The organism is Novosphingobium sp. (genome assembly GCF_036820275.1).
Taxonomy (GTDB): domain Bacteria; phylum Pseudomonadota; class Alphaproteobacteria; order Sphingomonadales; family Sphingomonadaceae; genus Novosphingobium.
In genome coordinates this window covers 43,096-66,435 of the sequence record NZ_DAISLT010000018.1, presented here as the reverse complement: position 1 = coordinate 66,435, position 23,340 = coordinate 43,096, and the positions used below count along the sequence as shown (strand labels likewise).

Here is a 23,340-nt window from a genome sequence, read left to right as displayed (position 1 = left end):
AGAGGCCCGCCGATCGCAATCGCGGTCTGCGGAACTTCATAACCAAGGGAAAATCCATGACCACGACGACCTCCCGGGGCGGCGTCGCGATCGACTGCGGGCACCTCGTCCGCGACGACCGCGTCCATACCTCGCTCTACAAGGATCCGGCGATCTTCGATCAGGAGCTGGACCGGATCTTCCGGAACACCTGGGTCTGGGTCGCGCATGAAAGCGACGTGCCCAAGGCAAACACCTTCAAGACCTCGTGGGTAGGCGATCAGCCGGTCATCGTCACCCGCGACAAGACGGACACCATCCACGTCCTGCTCAACCGCTGCCGCCACCGCGCCGCCAGCGTATGCGAGAAGAAGAAGGGCAAAACCAGCGTGTTCGTTTGCCCCTACCACGGCTGGAGCTACGGCGTGGACGGCGCCCTGCGCAAGGTGCCCCATGTCTCGGGTTACCAGAGCGAGCCGGAAAAGGCGGAACTGAGCCTCGTCTCGCTGCGCGTCGAAACGTACGGCGGCATGATCTTCGCCACGTTCAAGGATGACATCGAGCCGCTCGTCGATTTCCTTGGCCCCGCGAAGAAGTGGATCGACCTGTTCATGAAGCAGGGGGCGGGCTTCGGCGTGAAGACGCTGGGCGAACACAAGTTCCGCTTTCCCGGCAACTGGAAAATCCAGCTCGAGAACACCACCGACGCCTACCACTTCCCGATCGTCCACAAGACCTTCCTCGACAGCCTCGATGAGGAGACCGAGAACATCTTCGACGTGCTGGGTCATGGCGGCTGGGTCGAGAACCTCGGCAACGGCCACTCCGTCATGGTGATGATCCCCGATCTCATCGACCTTGAGGACAATCTCGACGCACCGATCCCAGATCGCTTCGCCGACCTGGCGGCTGAACTGGTGGCCGAAGGCCACGACGACGCGACCGTTCGCAAGGTGGTGCGCGCCGTGGGCGGCACCGGGTTCAACCTCAACCTGTTCCCCAATGTCGCCTGCTCGATGGCATTTTTCCGCGTGCTGCGCCCGGTGACCGTGGACGAGACCGAGATTACTCACGTCGCCATCGGCATGGATGAGGGCCCTGTCGCGGGCAACCGCATGCGCCTGCGCCTGCACGAACACTTCCAGGGACCAATGGGCTTCGGCACGCCCGACGACGCCGAGGGCTGGGAGCGCGTCCAGCGCGGTGCAGCAGCGGGCGATGATCTGTGGATCATGGTCAACCGAGGAGTCGATGCGCCCGAAGGAGTTGCCGAAGCCGGCCACGATGCGGGCGACGTCAGCGCCGAAACCGGCATGCGTGCCGCCTATCAGCAGTGGAAGAGGATGATGACGGCATGAGCACCGAGGCGATGACCGCGACCGTCGACGCTGCCGAAGCCTTCGGCGCCATGCAGTTCATCTGGCGCGAGGCCGAGATTCTCGACCGGCTCGACTACAAGGCATGGCTGCCGCTGTGGACGCAGGACGGCCTCTACATCATTCCGACCGAGTTCGGCGTGAAGGATCACGCCGATGCGCTGAACGTGGCCTACGACGATGCCGAGATGCGCGAGGCGCGCGTGAAGCGGCTGCGCAGCGGCTTCTCCATGTCCGCATCTCCGCCGGCGCGCACGGTGCGCACCGTCTCCCGCTTCGTGTTCGAGAGGGACGGCGAGCGTCTCGTCGTGCGCTCGGCAATGCAGATCGCTGAATACAAGTTCGAGCGGCTGCGCACGATCGCCGCCGACGTTGAGCACCATCTCGAGCCGGTCGAAGGCGGTCAGTGGCGGATTGGGCGCAAGATCGTCACGCTCGTCAACGCCGACGATTACCTGCACGGCATCGGATATCTGTTCTAACCGGTGAGGGACGGCTGGAACCGGCAAGTATCGGGGGCCGCGCGGTTTGCCGTCGGCCCCCGATACTTGCCGGACTTCTGCAAGGCGCACTTCCTTCAGGACTGATCGGCAAGGCATCATGGAAAAATCAGACGTCGTCATCGTGGGAGCGGGGCATGGGGGAGCGCAGTGCGCACTCGCTTTGCGCCAGAACGGGTTCACCGGAACCATCGCCGTCATCGGCCGCGAGCCGGAGCATCCTTACGAGCGGCCGCCGCTTTCGAAGGAATACTTCGCGCGGGAGAAGACCTTCGATCGTCTCTACATCCGCCCGCCGACGTTCTGGGCCGAGAAGGAGGTGACCTTCAGGCTCTCCACCGAAGTCACCAAGGTGGACCCGCAGGCGAAGGAATTGACGCTCTCGAACGGCACGACCTTCGGCTACGGCAAGCTGGTCTGGGCGACCGGCGGCGATCCGCGGCGCCTGTCGTGCGGCGGCGCCGAGCTTGCGGGCGTCCACGCCGTGCGCACCCGCGAGGACTGCGACACGCTGATGGCCGAGGTCGATGCCGGGACGAAGAACATCGTCGTCATCGGCGGCGGCTACATCGGGCTCGAGGCAGCGGCGGTGCTGTCGAAGATGGGGCTGAGCGTGGTCCTGCTCGAAGCCCTGCCGCGCGTGCTGGCGCGCGTCGCGGGTGAGGAATTGTCCGAGTTCTACCAGAAGGAACACCGCGATCACGGCGTCGATCTGCGCACCGGCGTTGCGGTCGAATGCCTCGAAGGCGACGGTCACCGGGTGACGGGCGTGAAACTGGTCGATGGCGAGGTCATCCCCGCCGAGGCGGTGATCGTCGGCATCGGCATCGTGCCCGCCGTCGGCCCGCTGATCCTGGCAGGTGCCTCGGGCGCGAACGGCGTGGACGTGGACGAGTTCTGCCGCACCTCGTTGCCGGACGTCTACGCGATCGGCGACTGCGCGGCGTTTGCCTGCGATTATGCGGGCGGCACGGTGATGCGCGTGGAATCGGTGCAGAACGCCAACGACATGGCGACGTGCGTGGCCAAGGCGATCTGCGGGGACGCAAAGCCCTACAAGGCGTTCCCGTGGTTCTGGTCGAACCAGTATGATCTCAAGCTGCAGACGGCCGGGATCAACATGGGCTTCGACCAGACGGTGACGCGCGGCGACGTCGAGGGGCGCAGCTTCTCGGTGGTTTACCTCAAGCAGGGCAAGGTTGTGGCGCTGGACTGTGTGAACATGGTCAAGGACTACGTGCAGGGCCGCAAGCTGGTCGAAGCCGGCGCGACGCCCAATTTCGAGCGGCTTGCTGATGCGGGGACGCCGCTGAAGGAATTCATCTAGGCTCGGGCCTCATTGATCGCGGGCCATCCAACCATGAATCACATCCCGACAAGCCAATCAATGGGAGTTGGGCATAGTCCAAGCGGATTGGCCGCAATGCTGGCCCGAGCTGGAGTCAGCCCCTTCGGTCCGGAATTTCCGCTACCCCATTGCCGCAGCTCCGAAGCTGACAGTCTCAAAGGTCCCAGCCCCGGTCATAGGCAGAATGTCCGCTCATAGGCGGTCTAATTTCCCAGTTGAACGGCAAGGTTGGGCGCGTAGCTGCTCGGCAACTATCAAAGTCACGAATGACCAGTTTCGGCGAAAGTGGACGTTCCCGTGTTGGCTTCGGAATGACTTGACCTGGTCGGCAGCCGACGCTGCGTGAGCGTCGGTTATCCTCGAAGGCTGACTCTAAACCGGACGGTCGCCTACCGGCCAGAGCTGGGCTTTCGCAGCCAAGGAGTGGTATCAACCGGAATCGTCGGAAAACTCGGTTGCGGTAACAGCTCGTATATCAGACTGCGATTGTCGGGAGGATACCAAGGCTTCGCCAAACGTACCCGGCCCAAGCGGTGATACCGTTTCCAGTTCTGGTGTGCTTTCGCACGGGCATTCTTCTGAAGGTCACCGGGCAGGAGCGCGACAAGCACGCAGCGGGAAGTGTGGGGATGGCGTTGCGGATTTCGGCGCGGCTCAATCTCGGGAAGTCCGCTTGTGCCCCGCTCGGTTCAACGGCCATCGTCGATCGGTCCCGGCAGGAGGATTGCCGCTCGCGCGTCCTTGCCCGGCATGACGGGCAAGCTGGTCATCTCGTTCATGGGGTACTCCCGGATTGTCTGGTCGTGCTGTGCGGGCAGCCATGTCGCGGTGATGCGGAATGGCGGCTGCAAAGCATCGCAGCATCGCCGCCATGTGCCTGCGCATATGCGCTTTGTTGGTGATGATCGGTTCGGGGTTCAGCAGTTCGCCCTGCGGCGTCATGAAGCCGATGGCGGGATCGCCATCGCGTAGTTCGATAACGAGGCGGTGTCCGCGTGGCTGGGCTTTATCGGCATAGCGGGCGACGAATTCGCCGAGGCGGCCGGACAGCCCCTGCGCGAGCTTGGTCCAGCGGATATGGCCGCCGGCGAGGACCTCCCCCTCGCATAGTCCGCGCTCGAGCCAGGCGCGCAATTGCGCGCGCTGCTGGATCGCCGAATTACGCATGCGCTCCATGGTCCGGCAGAGCGGAAGCACGCCGGCATGTCGATCTATCCAGGCGAGATCTTTGTCGTCGGCGATGATCAGCAAGTCGTCGGGCTCGATGCCGCTGAGCAACGCACGTAACTGATCGGCCGGATCACAGGTCTGGGCGGGCTCCCCACCACGCCACGTCCGAAAGCCCCTACCGGCGTCGGCTATGATGATGTGCGCCATTTCATGCCCGGGCTGTGCCTGGAGCATCGTCATCAAGCCTGCCTTTGCATCGGATGCAGTGGCAGCACCGATGATCACGGTGCGCTTCGACCACCGGGCGGGACGCGGGGCGTCTGTCGGAGACGGCCAACTGCTCGGAGATGGCTTTGAAACCCGAGGCGTGGCGGAAATCGGCAATGGGTCTCCGGTTCGTGCGGCAGCCGCGTAGGATCGCCTGGCCCCGTCGAACAGATCTTCGAAACAACCACCGCCATCGCGGAAGCCCTGGGCGTAAGCGGGCGAGGTTTCACCCGGCGGCTCCCTTCCCTTCTTCATGCTCGCTGACCACGGGAATCAGACCGGGAACGCCGCGTGAACCGGGCGTCAGGTGGTTCGGAGCCAGTTCACCAGTTGCAGCCCATCGACGCGCTCAAATTCGCGGATGTTGTCGGTAACGAGGGTCGCGTCGATTGCGAGCGCATGAGCGGCGATCAGCATGTCATTAGCGCCGATCGGCGTGCCACGACGCTCGAGGTCGGCACGCAGACGCCCATAGCAGGCGTCGGCATCGTCCTTGAGCGGCAGCACCGCAATGAGAGACAGCAAATCCTCGATCTTGCTTTTCAGGCGCGGCGATCCGCGCTTTTCTGCGCCATAGCGCAGTTCGCCGGCAACAATGATGCTGGTCGCAACCGCGTCCTCGCCGACGTCGGCGATAGCGTGGGCGACCATGCCATCGGGCTGCCGGATCAGGTCCGACAGGATATTCGTATCGAGCAGGAACATGGATCAGATGTCGACCGATTCTGCGGGCAGGTCCTCGATCGGGCCGATCTCTTCATCGAGCGGCTCCCATGTCTTGAGAACGGCAAGCAGGGAGCGCGGACGCGCGGGTTCGATGATCAGGCGCGAGCCTTCCTTGCGGATAATGGCGTCCTCGCCCGGAAGCTCGAACTCACGGGGAATGCGGACCGCCTGGCTGCGGCCGTTCTTGAACAGTTTGACGTGACGCTCGAGGTTCATGGCGACTCCTTGGCATATGACATAGCCTATACAGGCTAAGAATGCGAGATGTTTGCGTGCCCGGCTGCCGCAAGTGATGCGCCATTCGCGAAGGGAAGTGGGATCGGAACGGTCTGACCGCCGGCAAGATTGATGAAGGCCCCGGCATGCCCGATCGAACCGCGCCCGAAAAGATCGAAGAGCAGCGCGAGAGCATGGCTTGCCAGGACGCGGTTGACGAACAGCGACTGACGCTCGAGCGCCTCGGCGACCGAACAGGATGGCGCATCGTTTTCAGCCAGGCTTTCGTCGGCGAGTTCCGGAAAGGCTTCGAGTACGGTGGGAAGACGGGGGCGATCGCTGTGACTGGTGCGCTGCGGACAGCCGATCAGGTACTGGCCGTCGCCGGAGCGGTTGCCGAGGTCCATCCAGTAGACGGGCGGATTTCTGCCGGTCTGCAGTGCCGCCCCCAGCGCGCGGCGGGCCGCGGCGGTATCAACGCAGCTGATGAGCATGTCGAAGCCGTCGATCCCGATCGCTTCAGGAGCGCGTCCGTGAACCGCCTCCCAGGCAAGGCCATGCGCTAGATTGATGCGCTCGGTCAGCGTACGCGCCTTGGAATGGCCGATATCGCAGCGGTAGAATGGCTGACGGCCAAGGTTCGCCTCGGTGACGATATCGTCATCGACCACGGTGACGTCGAGCGAGCGCGAGGAGATCGCGCGTAGCGCCGTATCAAGCGCGGCGAGACCCATCAGCATCTGCGCTCCGTTCCCGCCGCATCCGACTAGCAGGATCGTGATCGCACGATCGTCAAAGCCGGCAGGAAGATAGTGCCGCCGTGCCTGATCAGTCTGCATCGGGAGCTCCTGCAAACGGACAGCGCGGCAAGGGCAGGAACATACCGCCCGCACAGAGCCGCGCAGCCATGGTGGGACCATCGGGATGGTCGAGACGTCCGAAGACGATCGCTATCTTGGTGGCATAGGCATCATCGGCATCGTCGGTGGCGCTGAAGAATGCACGGCCGCGCGCGTGGCTGTGGATGTCACAGACCATGTGCCAGTCAGGCGGCAGTCTGGGCATGCGATATACGAGTCGTGTCGGCGTCGCTTCATCGATATCGGGGAACTCGACGGCAAATTCACGGCTCGCCTCGTTCCACAGGATGAATGCGGCGGCCTCATTCGGCAGGGCCGCCTTGAGAAATTCCAATATCTGCACGAAATAACGCCGGGGTACCAGGCCGCAGCGTAGATCGGCCCGCGGTGCCCCGATGCTGCCATAAGGAACATAGCCGGCGATGGGCGCCGCAACCGGCACGTCCAGCGCCAGCCACGGGCGACGCAGGATCAGCTTCACACCGTCATGGCCGATGGCGAGACCATGGCCGACGCGGGAAGCGCGCAGCGCCTCGATGGCGGGCGACCTTCCAAATGGCGGCACCGGATAGCAGGGCATGGCCTCAAGCACCGCCGCCGCCGTCGCATCATCGGTGAGCATCGTCATACCCGGCCCCGCGCGATAAGCCGGCCTACCGTCACCGCGCAGGCGGCGGTCCTTCGCGGGCCTATCCCCTGCCCGGCCGTGCCGGCGCCAAATGGCTTGAGACGGCTCACCGGAAACCGGCGCGCACCCCGCGCCGCCAGATCGTCCCAGAGCCGCACCAGCCCGCCCTTCCCGCGTATCGTCCGGTCCTGCCCGGGATTGGGATGCGTCGACCAGGAGTCGAACAGCGCGCTCTCATAGGCGGGAATGGAGGCGATGCTGAGCACCCTGGGTTTCGGGATATTGCCCCAGCAGAGACGCCCGTCGACGAAGACGTTGAGGATCGGCGAGTGCAGCACCGGCGTGTCGGCGCCCGGGCGTTCATTTGCCGGGAGGGCATAGACGCCAAGCCCATGGCGTGTGGCGATCAGGAGATGGGGTGGATAGGGAACCGGCAGCGTCGTTCGCGCAGCGAGCGCATGGAGATCGGCAGGAGGATCGGAAAGCGCGAAATGAGCCGGGCGCACCTTAGCCGGCACCCACCAGGCCAGCATGTCGGGATGAGCGACCAGCACATGCTCAGGGAGGAGTTCCGGCACGACGGTACGGCCAAGCGCTTCCGACCACTGCCGCAGATGCGCGCGCGTCAGCGGGCTGCCGGCCGCGATGGTCGGCCGGCCATCGCCATCGTGTTCCACTGCATGGATGCTGGCGAAGGCAGCCGTATCGATCGAAGAGGCGCCGTAGGGCTTGAGATGTCGAAGCGCCTGGTTCGTATAGAGCAGGATGGCGTTCGTCAGGACGAGACCGCCACCGCTGGCTTCGAAGTGGGTGCTATGGTCGGACATGGGTGGCTCCTGGGCTTGGGGGGATCGAAGCGGATGAGGTTCTGGACCGTGAGGAGGAACTGTGCGCCGAGCCGCAGTGAGGCGAACCAGTCGTCGATGCAGGCCACATCCGGCAGCGGGCAGATACCGGCGATATCCGTGAACCCCATTTCCATGCCGCTGCGCATGACATCGTCGAGTTCGCGGGCGAACGGCACGAAGGGAACCAAGGTCAGCGGCGGCAGCGAGGCGCATTCCTCGATACCGGGGAGATATGCGCTCGCGACCTCGAAATCGAAGTGCCAGGCGCCGGCTTCGGGCGAGAGTGTGCCAAGCACCTCCTGCGCAGCACGCAGATCTGCCAGCTTGCGACGAAAGGCAGCGGGAAGCCGCTTTAGCGGCGCCGCGTTCGCTGCGATCATCCAGGGCGGCCGGCGCTCGTCCAGTTGCGAAGGAAGCATGTGACCGTCGAGATCCTCGGCGTCCGCGCCGTGACATTCGATCAGGCTGCGGCGGGCAGCTTCGTCATCGATTTCCCCCTCCCAGTAGTACATGGACATCTCGTCCAAGAGATCCTGGTAGCTGAAGACCGGCAGCATCCGCCCGAGTGTCTGCTCAAGCGCCCGGTAGGCAGCGGCGCGCCAGGCGGTGGGCGCATCGCCGGTTTCGATCCATCCCAGATCAAGCTGTCCCATGCTGTCGCAGATGATGGCGATCGCGGGCGGCCCATCCGCCTCGCTGCCCAGGACCGCGATGCGCAGATCGACGATATCGATCGGGTCCAGGATTTCTCGCACGGCGGCATCGAACACCGCCTCGATGTGGCGACGGGCTTCGAGCCGCGTACAGGCTCTCGCATCCTGTGCCCGGGACGCGGCCCAGCGCCCGATCACCCGGTGATGGGGCGCGAGCGGCGCGTCGAAGATCGCCGGGACATCGGACGATAGCGCGACGGCCCTGCCCGCAAGATCGCCCGCAAGATCACTGGCAAGATCAGCCAAGCGGCGGGAGGCGAAGTCCGGCCGGCGGCTGGAGCAGTTCGCGGGTTTCGCCCGCGTGCCCCGGCGGGTCGACGACGATCCGCGCATGGAGGGCTCGGGCCCGGGGGCTACAGGCGGGCGGGGTGAAGCCGGCAGTGTCGCCATCGTCCGTCTCGATCCAGTCCAGGAGGGTTTTGCGCAGCGCAGGGGGGATGGCCGCGCCGGGGCGTCGCCGCGCCGTCGGCACCGCGATCAGCCCTTGGTGCCGATGGCGCGGCGATATTCGGTGACATGCGCGCCGCCCATGACCCCGGCATCGACCATCGCGGCGTTGAGGATCGCCGGGTACAGCGTCGCATGATAGGCGCGCAGCGCGGCCGGGTCCTGCGCGAGATGCGGCGGGACGGGCAGGTCGATGCCGTCATAGCGATAGGTTCGGGTGAGATGATCGATCTGCATGACTGTCTCCAGAGATGGACGGGAGCGATGGGGCGAGGTTTCCGCGCCGTGCATCACCAAAGGCTGGCCGGCTCTTCGGGCTTGGCGTCGGACGGCGGATTGCCGGGAGGCTGGGTGTCGGCGGTCGCCGGTTTCGGCGTCGATGTCGCAGCTCTGGTCTTCGCGGCCGCGGCAGCGCGGGCGGCTTCGATAGCCTGGCGCTGCTCTTCCAGCTGGTCGGCGAGCGCCTTGCGACCCGCGATGAGCTGGCCGAGCGCGCCGTCCTCGCCCCGCGCAAGTTCGGCATCGATCTCGGCGGCGCTCGCAGTGAGCGAGATCGGCCGGAGTTCACCGGCTTCGGGCTTGTGGCCGCCGCCTTCGATCATGCGCGGGATGATGGTGAGCGTGACCATGCCCTCGGGCCCGGCGACAAGATCGCAGCCGAGCGAATAGCGGGCGAGCAGCGGGAGCAGGCTGGTTATCAGCATGGGAGAAATCCTTCTGGAAGAGCGAGGGAGCGTTCAGGCGGCGAGGTCCGTAATCGGAGCCTCGTTCGCCGGTGCAACTGGGCGCGCAGGCGGGGGCCCATATGCGCCGTCGAGGGTCATGGCGCTCGGCAGACGCCCTGCCCACTCGAAACCGAGTGCATGGAGCATGCCGGTGATGAGATCGGTCTTCTTCTGGCCGAGCAGTTTCGCGAACGCCTTCTCGCCGATGTGTGCGATCATCCCGCATTCGCGGGCAACGAACCTGAGTTCCTCCTTCGAGTAGCGTTCGAGGAAGGCCTTATCGACCTGCCAGGCGTCGCGCAGGTCGACGGCGAAGACCCGCGCCAGATCGGCGACATGATCGAAACTGGTGACATCCTTCGCATAGGCCGCGCCGATGGCGGACAGCACTGTCGCAGCCTGTGGTTCCGGTAGCGCCTGGACCACCGCGATCTTCTCGCTGAAATCGAGATCGGGGAAGGACGTACCAACCAGCAGCCCGGCCCGCCCGCGCAATGTCTCCGCCTTGATCTGCGGGAGCGTGCCTGACATCGCGGCGACCAGGATCGTGGCCTGGGCATGGGCCGGATTAGCGGCGAGCGCGCGGGCGAGCGCGATGCGCCAGGTCGCCTCGCGCAGTTCCCTGGTCCGGATGGCGATCGACCGGGCAGTGACGGAAGACTTCGGCGTGTCCGGCTTCCTGGCGCCAGTATCGCTCGCGGCGATCGGCGCTGTCGGTTTCTCGGCATCATTCGCAGAAGACGCGGCCTGCTCATCCTGGAGATGGAGGGAGGGCGCACCGCTAATCTCGCTGTGGTCGTCGTCATCACCATCGGCAGCGTCAGCAGCATCGGCATCGGCTTCGATATCCGGACCTTCGATAGCGTCGATCTCGTCCTCGGCCTCATCACCACAGGTATCGTCGTCAGCGGAAACCTTCGCAGTCCGTGCGGCCTTTTCAGCGCATTCCTCCTGTTCGAAGCGGATCATTTCGGCGGTCTGGGTCTTGAGCTCGAAACACCCGGCATTGGTGCAATGCCCGTCCTCGATATGCGTCTCGAACAGGGCGCGCTGCGCCGCGGAGTTGAACGGGCAGGCCAGGCACTCGCTCTTATCGAAGCAGGCATGGGCGAGATCCTGGGTGACCCGCATCAGCAGGTCGCGGGTCTTCCCGACGTCGAGACCGGAGGTGAGGATCGTCTCCAGCGCTTTCTCCTGCTTGTCGGCGGGAACGGCGGCGAGCAGTTCGGCATGACCCAGCTTGATCCGGCGCTCGTCGAGCGCGTGCTTGACCGGCTCGCAGAGGCCAGCGAGCGCGAGACGGCGATCGAGCTTGGTTTTGGACCACCCGAGCCGGCGAGCAGCCTCGCCGCGATCGTCCTGGCAGGCGGCAAGCACGCGGACCGCCGCATCGGCCTGTTCGGATTCCGAGGCATCGTCGCGCACGTCGTTCTCGTCGATCGCTGCCTCGAGGGCCTCCTGGTCGGTCATCTCGCGGATGATGACGGGGACTTCGCCCTCGGGCCCGAAGGCTTCCAGCGCCGCACGGTAACGACGCCCCCCGGCAACAATGAGATAGCCCTCACCCGTCTCCGTGGCGGGACGAACCAGTATCGGCTGGAGCATTCCGCGCAGCCGCAGCGATGCCACGAGCTCGTCATGCTTTCGGCTGTCGAAATAGCGGCGCGGATTATACCCGGCGCTGATGCTGGCGAGCGGCAGCGTGGTGGCGGGCGGGGACGACGCGGCGATCAGCGCGGAGATTCCCGTGCCGAGGCGTCGGGTACGTGCGCGGGTCATGAGCCGGGCCGCAGGGTGGCGGTGCGGCTGAGCCCGGGAATGCGCGGGTCGTCATAGACGCTGCTTACCGACATCTGCAGCGCCTGCTGGCGGGCGCTGAACCAGGTCGAGGCGGTGACTGTGTAGCTCTGGGTGGCATAATGCTCGCCGTCGCTGAAGAAGGCGACGTCCACGGTGAAATCGGAAAGGTAAATATCGGACTGGGCGCGCATGGCCTCATCCTTTCATGAGCATAGCCGCCCCGGTCGAAGACCGGAGCGGGCGATGGAGGGAAAATTCGGATCGGGAAGTGCGCCTCAGAGCGCCTGTTCGAGCAGCTTTCGGGCCTTGCCCTCGAGCTCGAGGCGGCTGTCCTGATGCGGCCTGGTGCGGGCAACCGCGGTGATGCCCTGCACGAAATCATAGACGCTCGTGGGCGGGTGCCCTTCCTCGGCGAGGACCGTCTGGATGATCTTCGTCGTCTCGGTTTTCGAGAAGCCGCGCCGCCGCAGGAAGGCGTCGCGGTCCTCGTCCTTGCGCGCGACGATACGTTCGCGCGCGGCGTTGATGCCGGTGATGAAACGCTGCGGGGAGGAGTTCGCGAAGTGCTCGAGCGCCGGGGCGGCCTGGTGCGCGAAGCGGGCGCCGGCGAACTTCGAGTGGCGGATGTTCACTTCCTCGAAATTCTCCACGCCCCACAGGCACCTGTTCGCGCACACGCCGCGTAGATAGAATGTCGCGATGCCGAGCGTTTTGGAGCCGACTTCGGAATTCCAAGCGTAGAACCCGCGAAAATAGAGGTCGGGATCACCATTCGGCAGTTTACCGGCCTCGATCGGATGGGTGTCGTCGACGAGAAACACGAAGACATCCCTGTCCGATGCGTAGAGCGTGGTCGTCTCCTTGGTGATATCGACATAGGGGTTATAACTCATGCTTCCCCAATCAATAGTTCCAGGGACTTTCCATCGTGTATCGCCAACGCCGTCCCCGGCGAACGCCATGATGGCCTGTATCAGTTCCCAGTCGTACACCCTGCCATACTGGCTTCCGGTCGCGGCACGCAGTTCTGTTCGGCCATCGTCGGTCTGCAATATTTTGACCTGTTCGCCTCTGTGAGTGACCAGACCGTGCTGGAGATTGATACCGGCGAGCGCCGCGGGCAGCTGGCGCAGATAGGAGGCCGGGGCGCCGACGAGGCTCGCGACCTGGCCGAAGGACCAGTTGGTAGGTGTGAGCGGACGCTCGTCGCCAGGGGCGATCAGCGTGAGCCGTTCGGGATCATCGCTTCTCGCCTCGACCCGGATCGCGCGGCTTTCGACGGTCCGGGTGGTCGAGCGATCGGCGCGGGCTCGCACGCTGTCGTAAAGACTGGAGAGCGAGAGGAATTTCTCGTCGTCGGGCCGGGAGAACCATTCCGAGGACACGCGACCACTGCGGCCGCCGCGCGAGACGTCGATGCGATAGGGAGCGGACACGGGGGGCGTGTCGGTCATGCGGGCCATGCTCGCCATGGGAACCATCTCCTTGAGCTTGAGGGTAACGGGACGATCCACATCTCCCGTCACCTTCCCGCACCCCCTTCCCCCCTTTCCGGATCATGGGATCACGCATTCCAAAGAAGCTGATTTGGCGCTAGGATAGCGGCCGCGTTCCAAATCCTCCTTCTGGCTCATCGATCGCCAGGAGGTCTGTGCAGTGACGACATTTGCTATATTGGCGCGGCTTACGCAGCTGATGCTGTCGGCGCGCCTCGGCGCAAGGCGAAGCCTGCTCGAGGCCTTCACCCTCGAAGCCCTCGTGATCGCGATGGGCGTTGCCGGACCCTACGCCCTCAAGCTCCTGATCGACATGCTGGCAGGTCCCTCGGAATCGCTCCTGTATCTGTTCGTCACCGTGATGCTGTTCGTGGGATGCTGGGCGGGTGCATCGATCCTCGAGAGCGCGAGGCTGTCGTGCACCGCGAAAATGGTCGATGCGCTGGCGCGGCATTACACCATCCGCGCGCTCGCTGCGGCCCTGCCCGAGATCACCGCGGCGCGCGACAGCCGCAGCGGCCGCGTTCCCGGCATGCTGGAGCGCCTGCCCTATAGCCTGACGCTGGTCGTCGAGGGGCTGATCTGGCGGCTCGGGCCGGTGATCCTCCAGGCCCTCGCCAGTCTCGTGGTGATCGCGGGCCTAATCCGGCCGCGCTATGTCCTGATCCTGGCGCTTACGCTGCTGGGTTTCCTCGGCGCGACCTGGCTCGGCGCCAGGCGTCACCGCGTTCACGCCGAGGCGACGAATGCGGCGGCATCGCATGTCTCGCGCACCATCGGCGATATCGTGCGCAACGCCCGCCGCGTGGTGCTGAACGGCGCGCTCGAGCGTGAACTGCGGCATGCCGGCGATGCGCTCAGTTCGAAACGGCACGCGGCCGCCGGCATGTATCGTTCGCTCACGCTCATGGCCGCGCTGCAATTCTGCGTGGTCGGGCTCGGTCTCGTGGCGCTGCTGCTGCTCGCCGCTCTCGATGTCGGCCAGGGGCGCATGAGTGCGGGCGATTTCGTCCTGCTCCAGACATACGCCTTCCGGCTGACCGTGCCGCTCAGTTCGCTAGGCTACATCCTCGCGCAGGCTGGAGTGGCGATCGCCAATATTCGCGACGTCCTGAACTTTGCGACCATCGATGCAGAGAACAGCGCCCTGTCCCCTGGTCTTACAGCGTCGTCAGATCTTGTCGCCGAGAATGTGAGCTTCCGCTATGGCGCGAGCATGCCCGGCGTAGCCGGGATATCTGTGCATGTGCCGGCTGGTTCTTTCGTCGCGATCGTCGGTCCCAACGGTTCGGGCAAGTCCACGCTCGCCCAGCTTCTCGCAGGCGTGCTTACCCCCTCTTCCGGCAGGATCGCGGTGGGCGGGATAGATATCGCGACGATCCCCTGGGCGGATCGGCATCGCCATATCCTCTATGCGCCGCAGTTCATCGGTCTGTTCAACCGGTCGCTGCGCGAGAACATCCTTTATCCCCCGGCGAACCAGGCGATCGGCGATGTCGAGGAATTGCTGCACCTTTGGCGGTTTCACGAACCCGGCAGGTCGATCGACTTCGAGATGGAACTGGGAGAACAGGGCGAGCGGCTGTCGGGAGGACAGATCCAGAAGCTCGAACTCGCGCGGCTGGCAGGCGTGAACGTGCCGGTTCTCATCCTCGATGAAAGCACCTCCGCTCTCGATCCGCGCAGTGAAGCGAACGCGATCGCGAAATTGCGGAGCAGAGCCGGCGGGGCGACCACGCTCATCATGATCACGCATCGGTTGGCGACGGCGCAGGCCGCAGACCAGGTCCTGTTCATGGAGGGCGGACGCCTGGCAGGCTGCGGCACGCATCGGGATCTTATCGATTATCACCGAACGTACCGGAAATTGTGGTGGGATGAACGCTCCGCAATATGCCCCGATGATCAACAGGCGGATCAGAAGTGAGCTGACGCGGTAGCGTCGGAGGCCTGTTGTAGTCGGCCGTGGCGGTCTCCTTATACGAGCAGGACGATTTGGCAGCCACAACAGGAGGGATCGTTTCGATCGCGGTCTTGTCCTGGGGCGTTGACGCCAGCCGGGCCGTCCAGCCGCCAAGGATGTGGGCCGGTGTGAACCACTGTTCGCGGATTTCACCGGGCATTGCCGACGATCAGACGCGCGGGAACGTGCAGCAGCGACAATTGCGCATAGGCCATATGGACGGCGCGGGGATCGATGTCGATCGCGGTCACATGGAGGTGGCGCTGGTAATTGATGCCCTGGGCCCGCAGGGCGTCGGCAAGCGCGATGACCATGCTGCCGGAACCGCATGCCGGCTCCATGGCGGTAAGATGCCCGCGACTTTCTATGGTTTCCCGAAGGGTAGCGGTATCGCCGATCAGCATGTCCGCCATCGCTCTGCTGAGCGAATAGGGCGTGAAGAACTGGCCCTTCGCCTTGTTGTGCAGTTCGAGATCATGGAACAGCGCGCCGAGCACATCGCCCATCCCCGCTTCCAGCGCGAGGGCGAGTTCGGCCATGACCCGTGGGAAACTTTCGACGCCGTCGGTGCCGTAGCGCCCGATAATGTCGAGGTAACGGGCTTCGCGCCGCGCACGCTCGCACAGGTCGACGCTGTTGGCGATCGCGATCGCCATCGCCTCCATGCAGTGCCCGAACACGGTGTAGATATCGTGGCGCGGCTGGCAGCGCTCGAGGAGCTTCCGCATGGCCTTGAGATGCGGGGCATGGGCTGCGGACTCGTCCGCAGCAAACGATGAGGCGACCATCGTTCAGTCCGCTGCTCGCCATTCATACAGCAGATGGGCATCCGGGTCGTGATCAGAGCCGATGGAAATGCGCACCAGCTTGCCGTCGCAGGCGAAGGCAGCGGCGCGCGGGAAATCGAGATGGCTCCTGCCTTCCAGGATCAGGTCACCCGATCGTACCTTGGTGATCATGCGGGTCGTTCCCAGCGATCGGTGGCCCGCCGGCGCATCGATGAGTTTCAGCGTGTCGCCCGGCTTCACCCGCTTCTTGAACGCGGCGAGTGACACCAGTGCTTCGACCGGATTCCTGGGACCGCGCCTCTTCGCGAGCGCCGCCCAATAGGCCCGCCCGATCCGCGCTTCGCAGAAGAAAGAGCAACTGTGAAATCCCTGCAGCGCATTGGCGCACGTGAAACCGAACCGCTCCATCTGGTCGCGCACTTCGATGATGAACGCGTTCTGCCTATCGCGTTCGGTAAGGTCGGAAGCCGTATCGAGGATTTCGGCGGTGACCTTGCGTCCGCCCGCAAATTTGCTCGTGCTGATCGCGATGCGCGTGAGGGTGAACTGTTCGGCGAGATGCCGACCGATTCGTGACGCAAGGGAAGGGAGATCCTCGCCCGAGCGGTACAGATCGCCCTGGTACTGGAAATTGCCACGTTCATCGTAGTCGGTCTGGCTATATAGGCGCGCGGGCACGTCCGGCGCGGTGACGTCGGTCATTGGTCTATTTTTGTTTTGCTGAAAAATGGCGCGACGGGACGCGGCGGCGTCCTCGCTGCCGGTCGCTTCAGGTCATGCGACTGACGAGGCGATCGAGTTTAAGGTGCCGCACCGGCCGAGCTTTGCCGTATGGCGATCCAGTCGAGATAGCCGAGACGGATCTCGTCATTGGCAACTTCGGTTTTCCAGTCGGACACGGGATGGACCGGGTGATCGCTCCAGGGGTCGGCAGCGGGCTGCAGCGCCTTCGACAGTCCCTCGGCAGTCTCGCCGAATTCGATCCGGTCGGCAAAGATGGCGCACCATCCGCCGCCCGTATCCTCGGGCCGGGGACGCGAGGAGCCATAGCTCCACGTAAAGCCGATCGGCGCTTCGCTCAGCGTCTGCCGACAGCAGCGCTGGATCAACGCGGCGATGGCGTCGGGTTGAAAATCGCTGTCGCCATAGATCGACACTGATCGGCTCCAGTGACCTGAAGCTCGGCACCGAACCGGGGAAACCGCGGATCATCGAAGATCGCGAGCAGGCCATTAAAAAGGTTGCCCAGTTCGACCGGCGGGAAAGCCGCGAGGAACTCGGCGCTCGGGTCGCCCGGCGCCAGGTCGTTGTCGAGGTCAGCGGCATGCTGCCACGCCTCTTCGATCAGTGCGGCTTCCTGCGCCGTACAGGTGAAGGCGACCGAGCCCTGAACATAGTGATCAGCCATGGGTGATCTCCAAGATGACGACATCGGCGGGCTGGTCGTCCACGATAACCAGGGGAGGCGGATTCCTGCGTGCGCGCTGGTAGTCCGCTTCGATTGTTTCGATGCTTCCCAGTTTCCGGATGCGCTCGATGGAGAAGACCTGCTCGTCTTCCTCGGTGGTCAGGACCGGCTGTGGCTCGCCGTTACCCGTGTAAACGATGCGAACCGACGGGAAGCTTCCGGGAGAAGCGCCAGACCAGCGAACATAATGGAGACCGTGCCGGTGACAGATTCCCTCGATCTCTTCGAAACAGCCGTTGGCGACATCATGATCCATGAGCGCGAGCGGCTTACCGACCGGGATATCGTCGGGATCGAACGGCGTGCCGTCCCAATCGACAGCCGGATTATCGGCTTTGATCGCCTCGATCAGTTCGGGATATCGGGATCGGGCGAGTCTGCCGCCGATCAGGATGTGCGCGGATACGCAGTTCGCCATGTTGCACCTCATGGAATAGCGAGACCTCGAGCTGGTCTTCTGCTCTACTCCTCCCCCTTCCCTTTCTGCGGGCTGACGGGCTTGTTTCACTGACGACTTGCATGAGACGCGGGAACAGGCTTAGCTCTTCGGCAATTCTTTTTCGGCAAGAGACAACTTCCCTATTGCCTTCCCTTAGCCTGGAGTTTTTGCGTGGCCGATACCGAGCAGCCCGATCTCACTGCAATGACGGTGCAGTTACTGAGCGCCTATTTCTCGAACAACCAGGTGCCGGCCGGTGACATCGCCGGGATCATCGAAGCGACACGCGGCGCGCTCGAAGGAAAGGGCGAAGCAGAAACGCCCGCGCCGGTGGAGCATGTTCCTGCCGTATCGGTGCGCAAGAGCCTGGGTTCTCGCGAGCACATCATCAGCATGCTCGACGGCAAGCCGTACAAGACGCTCAAGCGGCATCTGGCGACCAACGGGCTGACCCCGGCCGAGTATCGCGAGCGCTACAAGCTCCCGCGGGACTATCCCATGGTGGCTCCCGCCTATTCCGAGCACCGCCGTGCCGTCGCTGCTAAGCTGGGCCTCGGAAGAAAGGCGAGCGAAACGGCACAGACGGAAGCGCCCGTCACCGAACAGGCCGTACAGGAAGCCACTCCGACGCCCGCCCCGGTGAAGGAGCGGAAGCCGCAACGCACGAGCAGAAAAGCCAATACAGTGACGCCCGCCGATGAGGTTGCCGCGATTGCCTTGGAGCAAACGCCGGAATCCACATCGGCTCCGGCGCCGGAAAAGCCCAAGCGTACGCGTGCAACGGCGGCTAACCCCAAACCCGCCAGCGAGGCTCCCGTGATCGCCGTCGAGACGTCGGAGGCCACACCCATGGCATTGGCTTCACCGGCTGTCTCGGCTGCGGCCGCACCTGCGCCCCGAAAGGGGAAGGGTGCAGCTACAAAGTCTGTCGCAAAGAAACCGGCGGCGAAGAAGGCATCCCCGAAAACGTCCATCGGTGCGAAGAAGCCCGCCGCTGCCAAGGAAGCTGCCACCCCGTCGACCACTCCGGAAACCCTGACTCCTGAGGCGGCGAAAACGGAATCGTCCGCGCCTGTCCCCAGGAAGAAGAAGCTCGGGATCGTCACTGGCGCTAAGTCCGCCGCATCGCCGGAAGCCAAGACTCCCAGCAAGCGTACGAATGCCGTGAAGAAAGATGCAGCGCAGGTTGATACACCGGCATCCGCGGAATGATTAGAAGGGGTGAAGTGCGATTCCGTCGCGCTTCACCCCCTTCCTTCTGCAATGTAGAGGGAATGGAGCGGCATAGCCTGGTTTGGCAGCGGTGGATCAACTCCGATCCTCAATGATCCTCGTCAATATGGCGCATGCGCGATCGGGTGGCAGGAACAACCTGGTCCTGAAGCTCAAGACCTCCGAGAATGCCCCGCACGACTTGAGCCAGGTGCGATCTTCCGGCCGGTAATCGCGAATCTCGAAGCGAGGACTATCGTTGACCTGGACCCGAACCAGCCTGGCTGGGACCAGGCCCGGGATCGCTACGCCGCCGGCCATGCGTGCGCCGGCCATGATCTCGTCAGGCCCGAGAATTACGCCGCCGGCAAGCCCGAATGCCTGTTCAAGCCGTCCGATGGCGCCGGGATGGATGATACGCCCGAGAATGGACATGCCGGTGCCATCGTCGATCCGCCACGCGCGTACGTCATCGGCGGGAAGCCTGTTCCACACAGGCAGGAGCAGGCCCGTCGCCAGCGTGATCGTTTCGACCACAAGCTTTTCCCCAGCATCGCGGGCTTCCGCGTCCCAGAGCGCCTGGAAGCTGTCACGCCCGATCTCCTCCCAGTGGCTGCCGGCAAACGCCGCGACGTCCATTCGCGCCCGGCCACCAGGGCGTATGAGATAACAGCGTTCGATCCAGTGGCCGTCCTCGTCCTGCCCCGGCCATGTCGGCACATAGAGCGCCACCCGACCCGAGCGCGTATTGTGCGGCCACCGCACCTCGCCCGAACCGTGCAACTCGTACTGCAACGCGGCCCAACTGGTGACCGGCGGTCTTCGATGAAGTTCGAGCCGTAACAGCCTCGTTTCCGCGCCGGTCACTGGGTCGGCGCGCAGGAGTTGGTCGGACAGAACATGCACACGTTCGGCGCGGATCGTCTCGATCCCCAGATCAAGCGTTCCGGCGGCCCGCGCCGCTTCGACGCGATCCTCGACCAGTCCCAGGAATTCTTCGAAGATGCGGTTCTGCGTGGCGATGCGCAGGGCGAGGATGCGATTGAGCCAGCGGTGGATCGGCGGCAGGCGCTCCTTCAGTTCCCCGCCCTCGTCGCACAGTTCCAGTCCGGTGATCTCCTGGAAATCGGCGAGCGTCACACTGCGCAGCTTGCCCTCATATAGAAGATGGAACCACCGGACGAGCGCATCGCGCGCGAACTCGGATTCCAGACTGTCGGATGGATCGAAAAGATTCTGCGATCCGGCCTGACGCTGGCCCCGGGTCAGCGCGCCGAGCGCTTCGAGGCCCCGGATGATCGTGCTGAGAAACCGGCGCTCGCCGCGGCAATCGGTCGTGAGCGGGCGATAGACCGGAGGCGTCACCTGGTTGGTGCGGTGGCTGCGACCGAAGCCCTGTACTGCCGAAAGGATGCGAAATCCCAGTTCGAGGAGAAAATGTGTCCGGCGGCAATGCGCGGTCGGGCAGTTCCGGTCCGAATGCATGGACCGGCCGGTACCGCCCGCGAGAGAAAAAGCGGCGATGGATTTGATGCCGTTCTGAAACGCCTGGACCTCGAGGACATTGGCGCGGGCGCCGCGCCTCTCGATTTTCTGACGGCCCGTACTGTCGGTGACGATGCGCCGGGAACGGCCGGTGATCTCAGCGACACGCTCTGTACCAAAATGTGCGATCAGTGCGTCGAGCGCGGTCGGAATGGCAGGCAGAGCGCACAAGTCCTCGATCAGTTCGTCGCGGGCGGCAATCGCCTGCCTGCATAGTACGGGATTACCTTGAGCGTCACTCATCGGTTCCGAGCGAACCGTGCCGTCATGGGCGCGAAAGACCCGCATCTGGCGCACCGGGAAGGCATTTTTCAGATAATCGACGAGGGTCTCCTTGGGAGAGACCTGGACATCCATCATCGCCCGTTCCTCCGGTGAGAGTTCGGACAATCGCCGGTCCATGATGGCTTCGCCCGTGCTCGCCAACTGCACCAGCACGGCATTATCTGCCGCCAGTTCCTGCTCGATGGCCGCGATCAGCGTGGGAATCTTCATGCTCACCAGAAGGCTTGAGAAGAATCGCAACCTGGCGCTCTCGAAGGAACTGAGCGCTGACCCGCGCGCCTGGCCGTTCTGGGTCTTGCCGGAAATGCGGTCGACTACGCCGATCTCGGCGAGCACGTCTCGCAGGCCTCGATGGATGATCCCCCAACTGTCCGCGTAGGCATTATAAACCGAAATCTGGTCCGGCGTGAGCGCATGTTCCAGCGGTTCATACTCGACGCCGGCGAAGCTCAAGGCGCGCGCGGTGTAGGGACCCATCGCCTTGAGATCGCGGCACACGACTTCGAGCGCCGCGATGCCGCCCTCTTCCATGGCCTTCATAAACATGTCGCGCGTGGCGAAGGCCGTACCGGCTCCCCATAGCCCGAGACGAACGGCATAGGCGAGGTTTTCGGGCCGGGCCGCGCCGGTCGCCGACATGTAGAGGATGCGGGCACGCGGCAGCGCATTTTGCAGGCGGACGCCGGCGAGCCCCTGTTCCGAGCCTTGCGCCTTCCCGAAATCCGTCTCGGTCCCGGCGGCATGGGCCATGGCGTGAGATTCGTCGAAGACGATCACCCCGGAGAAATCCTTGCCGGTCCAGTCCAGCAGCTGCTGCAGGCGCGATGCCGTATCATGACGGCTCGAGCGCAGCGCAGCGTAGGTCAGGAAGACGATGCCGCTTTCCATCGTGATCGGCGTGCCCAGCGCAAAGTTCGCGACCGGCTGGATATCGATGGCAAGGCCGCCAAGCGCTGTCCAGTCACGGCGCGCGTCCTCGATGAGATCGGCCAGTGAAATCCAGATCGCGCGGCGATTGCCGCGGTTCCATTGATCGAGAATGATGCCTGCTGCCTCGCGCCCTTTCCCCACGCCGGTTCCATCGGCAACGAAGAAGCCGGTCCGGTAGGTGCAGCCCTCCTCGTCCTCGAGCAGGCGATCACCAGCCAGATTGGCCGAGAAGCGCCCGGGAAGATCGCGTTCGTGCGCTTCGCCTGCATGGATGATGGTCTCGAGCTGCGCGTCGGAGAGCGCCTTGAAGGCACGCTTCTGGAGACGGGGGTGGTAGCGAGGCGCCGGAAGCGAGACGGACGCCATCGCGATGGATTCGACGAGTTCGTCCGGATGCGCGCAGGCGTCGTCGATCACAAGCCGAGCGGGTTGCCACAGGGAATAGATACCGATCGCCTGTCCCGGTGCGAGCGGTGTCTCGCGCACCCTGTACGATACCGGTTCGGGTGGTTCGCTCGGGGGAATGCGGACTGGCGGTGCTATTTTCCGTGAAGGCCGCGTTATCAGGGCAGCAGTCGGCGGTGGCTTGGGTTCGGGTGCGGGACAGGGCCTGGCCAATGGTGCGGGCGCCGGGGGTGGATCGAAAGGATCAAGCCGGGAGGGAAGAGCCAGCACGATATCGAGAGCAGCCTCAATCGTGTCCGCGACATGGCGCTGGGGTTCTCCCGTCCATCCCTTGTCGTAATGAGGAGGCGTACATCGATACCGGTGCCATGCTTGGCGTAGGGGTTACCGCGGATGGTGATCTCGGCGCGCGGCGGCGCCATCTCGGCAACGGCAGTGTAGCCGAGCGAGGCGGTGCCATCCGCCGCGAAGTTCGGCGGCATGATCGCCACGCAGCGGCCGCCCGGAGCGAGGCGGGCCAGCGCGGCGCGCAAATGGCGGGCGCCGGCGTGGCGGTCGACACCGCGCCCGGCACTGCGACTGAAGGGTGGATTGATCAGCACCAGCGTCGGGCTTGGAGCGCCCGCGAGCAGATCGTCGATATGTTCGCCGTCATGGCGAGTAACGGTTCGATCGAAGATCCGGCCGAGCAGGTCGGCCCGTTTCGGATCTAATTCATTGAGCTGCAGGCCCGCGCGCGCTCGCCATGCATGGACCGCGAGCATCCCTGTGCCCGCGGACGGCTCGAGCACGAGGTCATCCTGCCGGATCTGCCCGGCAAGGCCTGCGAGCCAGGCGAGGCTCAGCGGCGTGCTGAACTGCTGGAATTCAATCTGTCGCTCCGAACGATAGGTCTGGGTGGGGAGCGCGTGCTCGAACGCCCGCAGCGCCGCGAATATCTGCCATGGAGCTCCCTGCAGGAGCGGGCAGTCGGCATCCTGGAGCAGCATCACCTGCGCGGCTTCGAGTGCATCGTAGGCATCACGCATGGCCCAGGCGCCATGGGCGTCGTTGGCCCCGAACGCCTCCAGCATGAAGCGCTTGAGGGCCTGTCGTGTAATCTGCGCGCCGCGGCGCATGTGCTGGGCGATCGAGATGGCGACGGAATGCAAGGATGCTGGTGCATCCATGGTGGCGAAGGCGAGTTGGGACATATGCTTGGACACC

At 64.4% G+C, this 23,340-nt stretch carries 22 protein-coding genes and 1 pseudogene; 5 read left to right on the top strand and 18 right to left on the bottom strand.

Annotation, left to right across the window (positions count from 1 at the left end; all coding sequences use genetic code 11):
- Positions 1-56 precede the first annotated feature (56 nt).
- The 3 genes from V7066_RS15335 (at position 57) to V7066_RS15325 (ending at position 3,182) form a co-directional block, all read left to right on the top strand.
- Positions 57-1,337: an aromatic ring-hydroxylating oxygenase subunit alpha gene (locus V7066_RS15335; RefSeq protein WP_334183864.1), complete on the top strand. Its 1,281-nt coding sequence runs from the start codon at positions 57-59 to the stop codon at positions 1,335-1,337.
- A complete protein-coding gene (locus tag V7066_RS15330) occupies positions 1,334-1,837 on the top strand; it encodes an aromatic-ring-hydroxylating dioxygenase subunit beta (protein WP_334183863.1) in 504 nt (167 codons plus the stop codon). The genes V7066_RS15335 and V7066_RS15330 overlap by 4 nt, the downstream gene beginning before the upstream one ends.
- Positions 1,838-1,955: 118 nt before the next feature.
- Entirely contained in the window at positions 1,956-3,182 is a 1,227-nt protein-coding gene (locus V7066_RS15325; protein ID WP_334183862.1) for an NAD(P)/FAD-dependent oxidoreductase, read from the top strand.
- Positions 3,183-3,857: 675 nt separating this feature from the next.
- On the opposite strand, the gene V7066_RS15320 is transcribed toward V7066_RS15325, so the two are convergent.
- From V7066_RS15320 to V7066_RS15265, 12 genes are all read right to left on the bottom strand, one after another.
- A complete protein-coding gene (locus V7066_RS15320) occupies positions 3,858-4,580 on the bottom strand; it encodes a hypothetical protein (protein ID WP_334183861.1) in 723 nt (240 codons plus the stop codon).
- 363 nt (positions 4,581-4,943) lie between these two features.
- Positions 4,944-5,345, bottom strand: coding sequence for a type II toxin-antitoxin system VapC family toxin (locus tag V7066_RS15315; protein ID WP_330704085.1), 402 nt, complete (start codon positions 5,343-5,345; stop codon positions 4,944-4,946).
- Positions 5,346-5,348: 3 nt separating this feature from the next.
- Positions 5,349-5,582 carry an antitoxin gene (locus V7066_RS15310; protein ID WP_330704086.1) on the bottom strand — a complete coding sequence of 78 codons (234 nt, stop codon included), beginning with the start codon at positions 5,580-5,582 and terminating at the stop codon, positions 5,349-5,351.
- Between the two features lie 35 nt (positions 5,583-5,617).
- Positions 5,618-6,421 (bottom strand): PRTRC system ThiF family protein, encoded by an 804-nt coding sequence (locus V7066_RS15305; RefSeq protein WP_330704087.1) that lies wholly within the window; start codon positions 6,419-6,421, stop codon positions 5,618-5,620.
- Positions 6,411-7,070, bottom strand: a complete 660-nt coding sequence (locus V7066_RS15300; protein ID WP_330704088.1) for a PRTRC system protein A — start codon at positions 7,068-7,070, stop codon at positions 6,411-6,413. The genes V7066_RS15305 and V7066_RS15300 overlap by 11 nt, the downstream gene beginning before the upstream one ends.
- Complete coding sequence (locus V7066_RS15295; protein ID WP_330704089.1) at positions 7,067-7,897, bottom strand: PRTRC system protein B; 831 nt, start codon at positions 7,895-7,897, stop codon at positions 7,067-7,069. The genes V7066_RS15300 and V7066_RS15295 overlap by 4 nt, the downstream gene beginning before the upstream one ends.
- The gene (locus V7066_RS15290) at positions 7,846-9,021 is read right to left on the bottom strand and encodes a hypothetical protein (RefSeq protein WP_334183860.1); all 1,176 of its coding nucleotides are present in this window, start codon (positions 9,019-9,021) and stop codon (positions 7,846-7,848) included. The genes V7066_RS15295 and V7066_RS15290 overlap by 52 nt, the downstream gene beginning before the upstream one ends.
- An 87-nt stretch (positions 9,022-9,108) precedes the next feature.
- Positions 9,109-9,315 carry a PRTRC system protein C gene (locus V7066_RS15285; RefSeq protein ID WP_330704091.1) on the bottom strand — a complete coding sequence of 69 codons (207 nt, stop codon included), beginning with the start codon at positions 9,313-9,315 and terminating at the stop codon, positions 9,109-9,111.
- 53 nt (positions 9,316-9,368) lie between these two features.
- Positions 9,369-9,782, bottom strand: a complete 414-nt coding sequence (locus V7066_RS15280; RefSeq protein ID WP_330704092.1) for a PRTRC system protein E — start codon at positions 9,780-9,782, stop codon at positions 9,369-9,371.
- Positions 9,783-9,815: 33 nt separating this feature from the next.
- Positions 9,816-11,582 (bottom strand): PRTRC system ParB family protein, encoded by a 1,767-nt coding sequence (locus V7066_RS15275; protein WP_334183859.1) that lies wholly within the window; start codon positions 11,580-11,582, stop codon positions 9,816-9,818.
- Complete coding sequence (locus V7066_RS15270) at positions 11,579-11,794, bottom strand: hypothetical protein (RefSeq protein WP_330704093.1); 216 nt, start codon at positions 11,792-11,794, stop codon at positions 11,579-11,581. The genes V7066_RS15275 and V7066_RS15270 overlap by 4 nt, the downstream gene beginning before the upstream one ends.
- Before the next feature lie 84 nt (positions 11,795-11,878).
- Positions 11,879-13,075 (bottom strand): DUF932 domain-containing protein, encoded by a 1,197-nt coding sequence (locus tag V7066_RS15265; RefSeq protein ID WP_334183858.1) that lies wholly within the window; start codon positions 13,073-13,075, stop codon positions 11,879-11,881.
- Between the two features lie 184 nt (positions 13,076-13,259).
- Between V7066_RS15265 and V7066_RS15260 the strand changes: the two genes are divergently transcribed.
- Entirely contained in the window at positions 13,260-15,026 is a 1,767-nt protein-coding gene (locus V7066_RS15260) for an ABC transporter ATP-binding protein (RefSeq protein WP_334183857.1), read from the top strand.
- 185 nt (positions 15,027-15,211) lie between these two features.
- Here V7066_RS15260 and V7066_RS15255 read toward each other — a convergent pair whose 3' ends face one another.
- From V7066_RS15255 to V7066_RS15235, 5 genes are all read right to left on the bottom strand, one after another.
- Positions 15,212-15,790 (bottom strand): N-6 DNA methylase, encoded by a 579-nt coding sequence (locus V7066_RS15255; RefSeq protein WP_330704096.1) that lies wholly within the window; start codon positions 15,788-15,790, stop codon positions 15,212-15,214.
- A gap of 63 nt (positions 15,791-15,853) precedes the next feature.
- The gene (locus V7066_RS15250) at positions 15,854-16,552 is read right to left on the bottom strand and encodes a hypothetical protein (protein ID WP_334183856.1); all 699 of its coding nucleotides are present in this window, start codon (positions 16,550-16,552) and stop codon (positions 15,854-15,856) included.
- A gap of 98 nt (positions 16,553-16,650) precedes the next feature.
- On the bottom strand, positions 16,651-17,007 hold the full coding sequence (locus V7066_RS15245; protein WP_330704098.1) for a hypothetical protein: 357 nt from the start codon (positions 17,005-17,007) through the stop codon (positions 16,651-16,653).
- Positions 16,956-17,258: a hypothetical protein gene (locus V7066_RS15240; protein ID WP_334183855.1), complete on the bottom strand. Its 303-nt coding sequence runs from the start codon at positions 17,256-17,258 to the stop codon at positions 16,956-16,958. The genes V7066_RS15245 and V7066_RS15240 overlap by 52 nt, the downstream gene beginning before the upstream one ends.
- Positions 17,251-17,826 (bottom strand): hypothetical protein, encoded by a 576-nt coding sequence (locus V7066_RS15235; protein WP_334183854.1) that lies wholly within the window; start codon positions 17,824-17,826, stop codon positions 17,251-17,253. Before V7066_RS15235 ends, V7066_RS15240 begins: the two co-directional genes overlap by 8 nt.
- Positions 17,827-17,928: 102 nt before the next feature.
- Between V7066_RS15235 and V7066_RS15230 the strand changes: the two genes are divergently transcribed.
- Entirely contained in the window at positions 17,929-18,969 is a 1,041-nt protein-coding gene (locus tag V7066_RS15230; protein WP_330704101.1) for a MucR family transcriptional regulator, read from the top strand.
- A gap of 96 nt (positions 18,970-19,065) precedes the next feature.
- Here the strand turns inward: V7066_RS15230 and V7066_RS15225 are convergent.
- Positions 19,066-23,327: pseudogene (locus tag V7066_RS15225) on the bottom strand (strawberry notch-like NTP hydrolase domain-containing protein).
- Between the last annotated feature and the right edge of the window lie 13 nt (positions 23,328-23,340).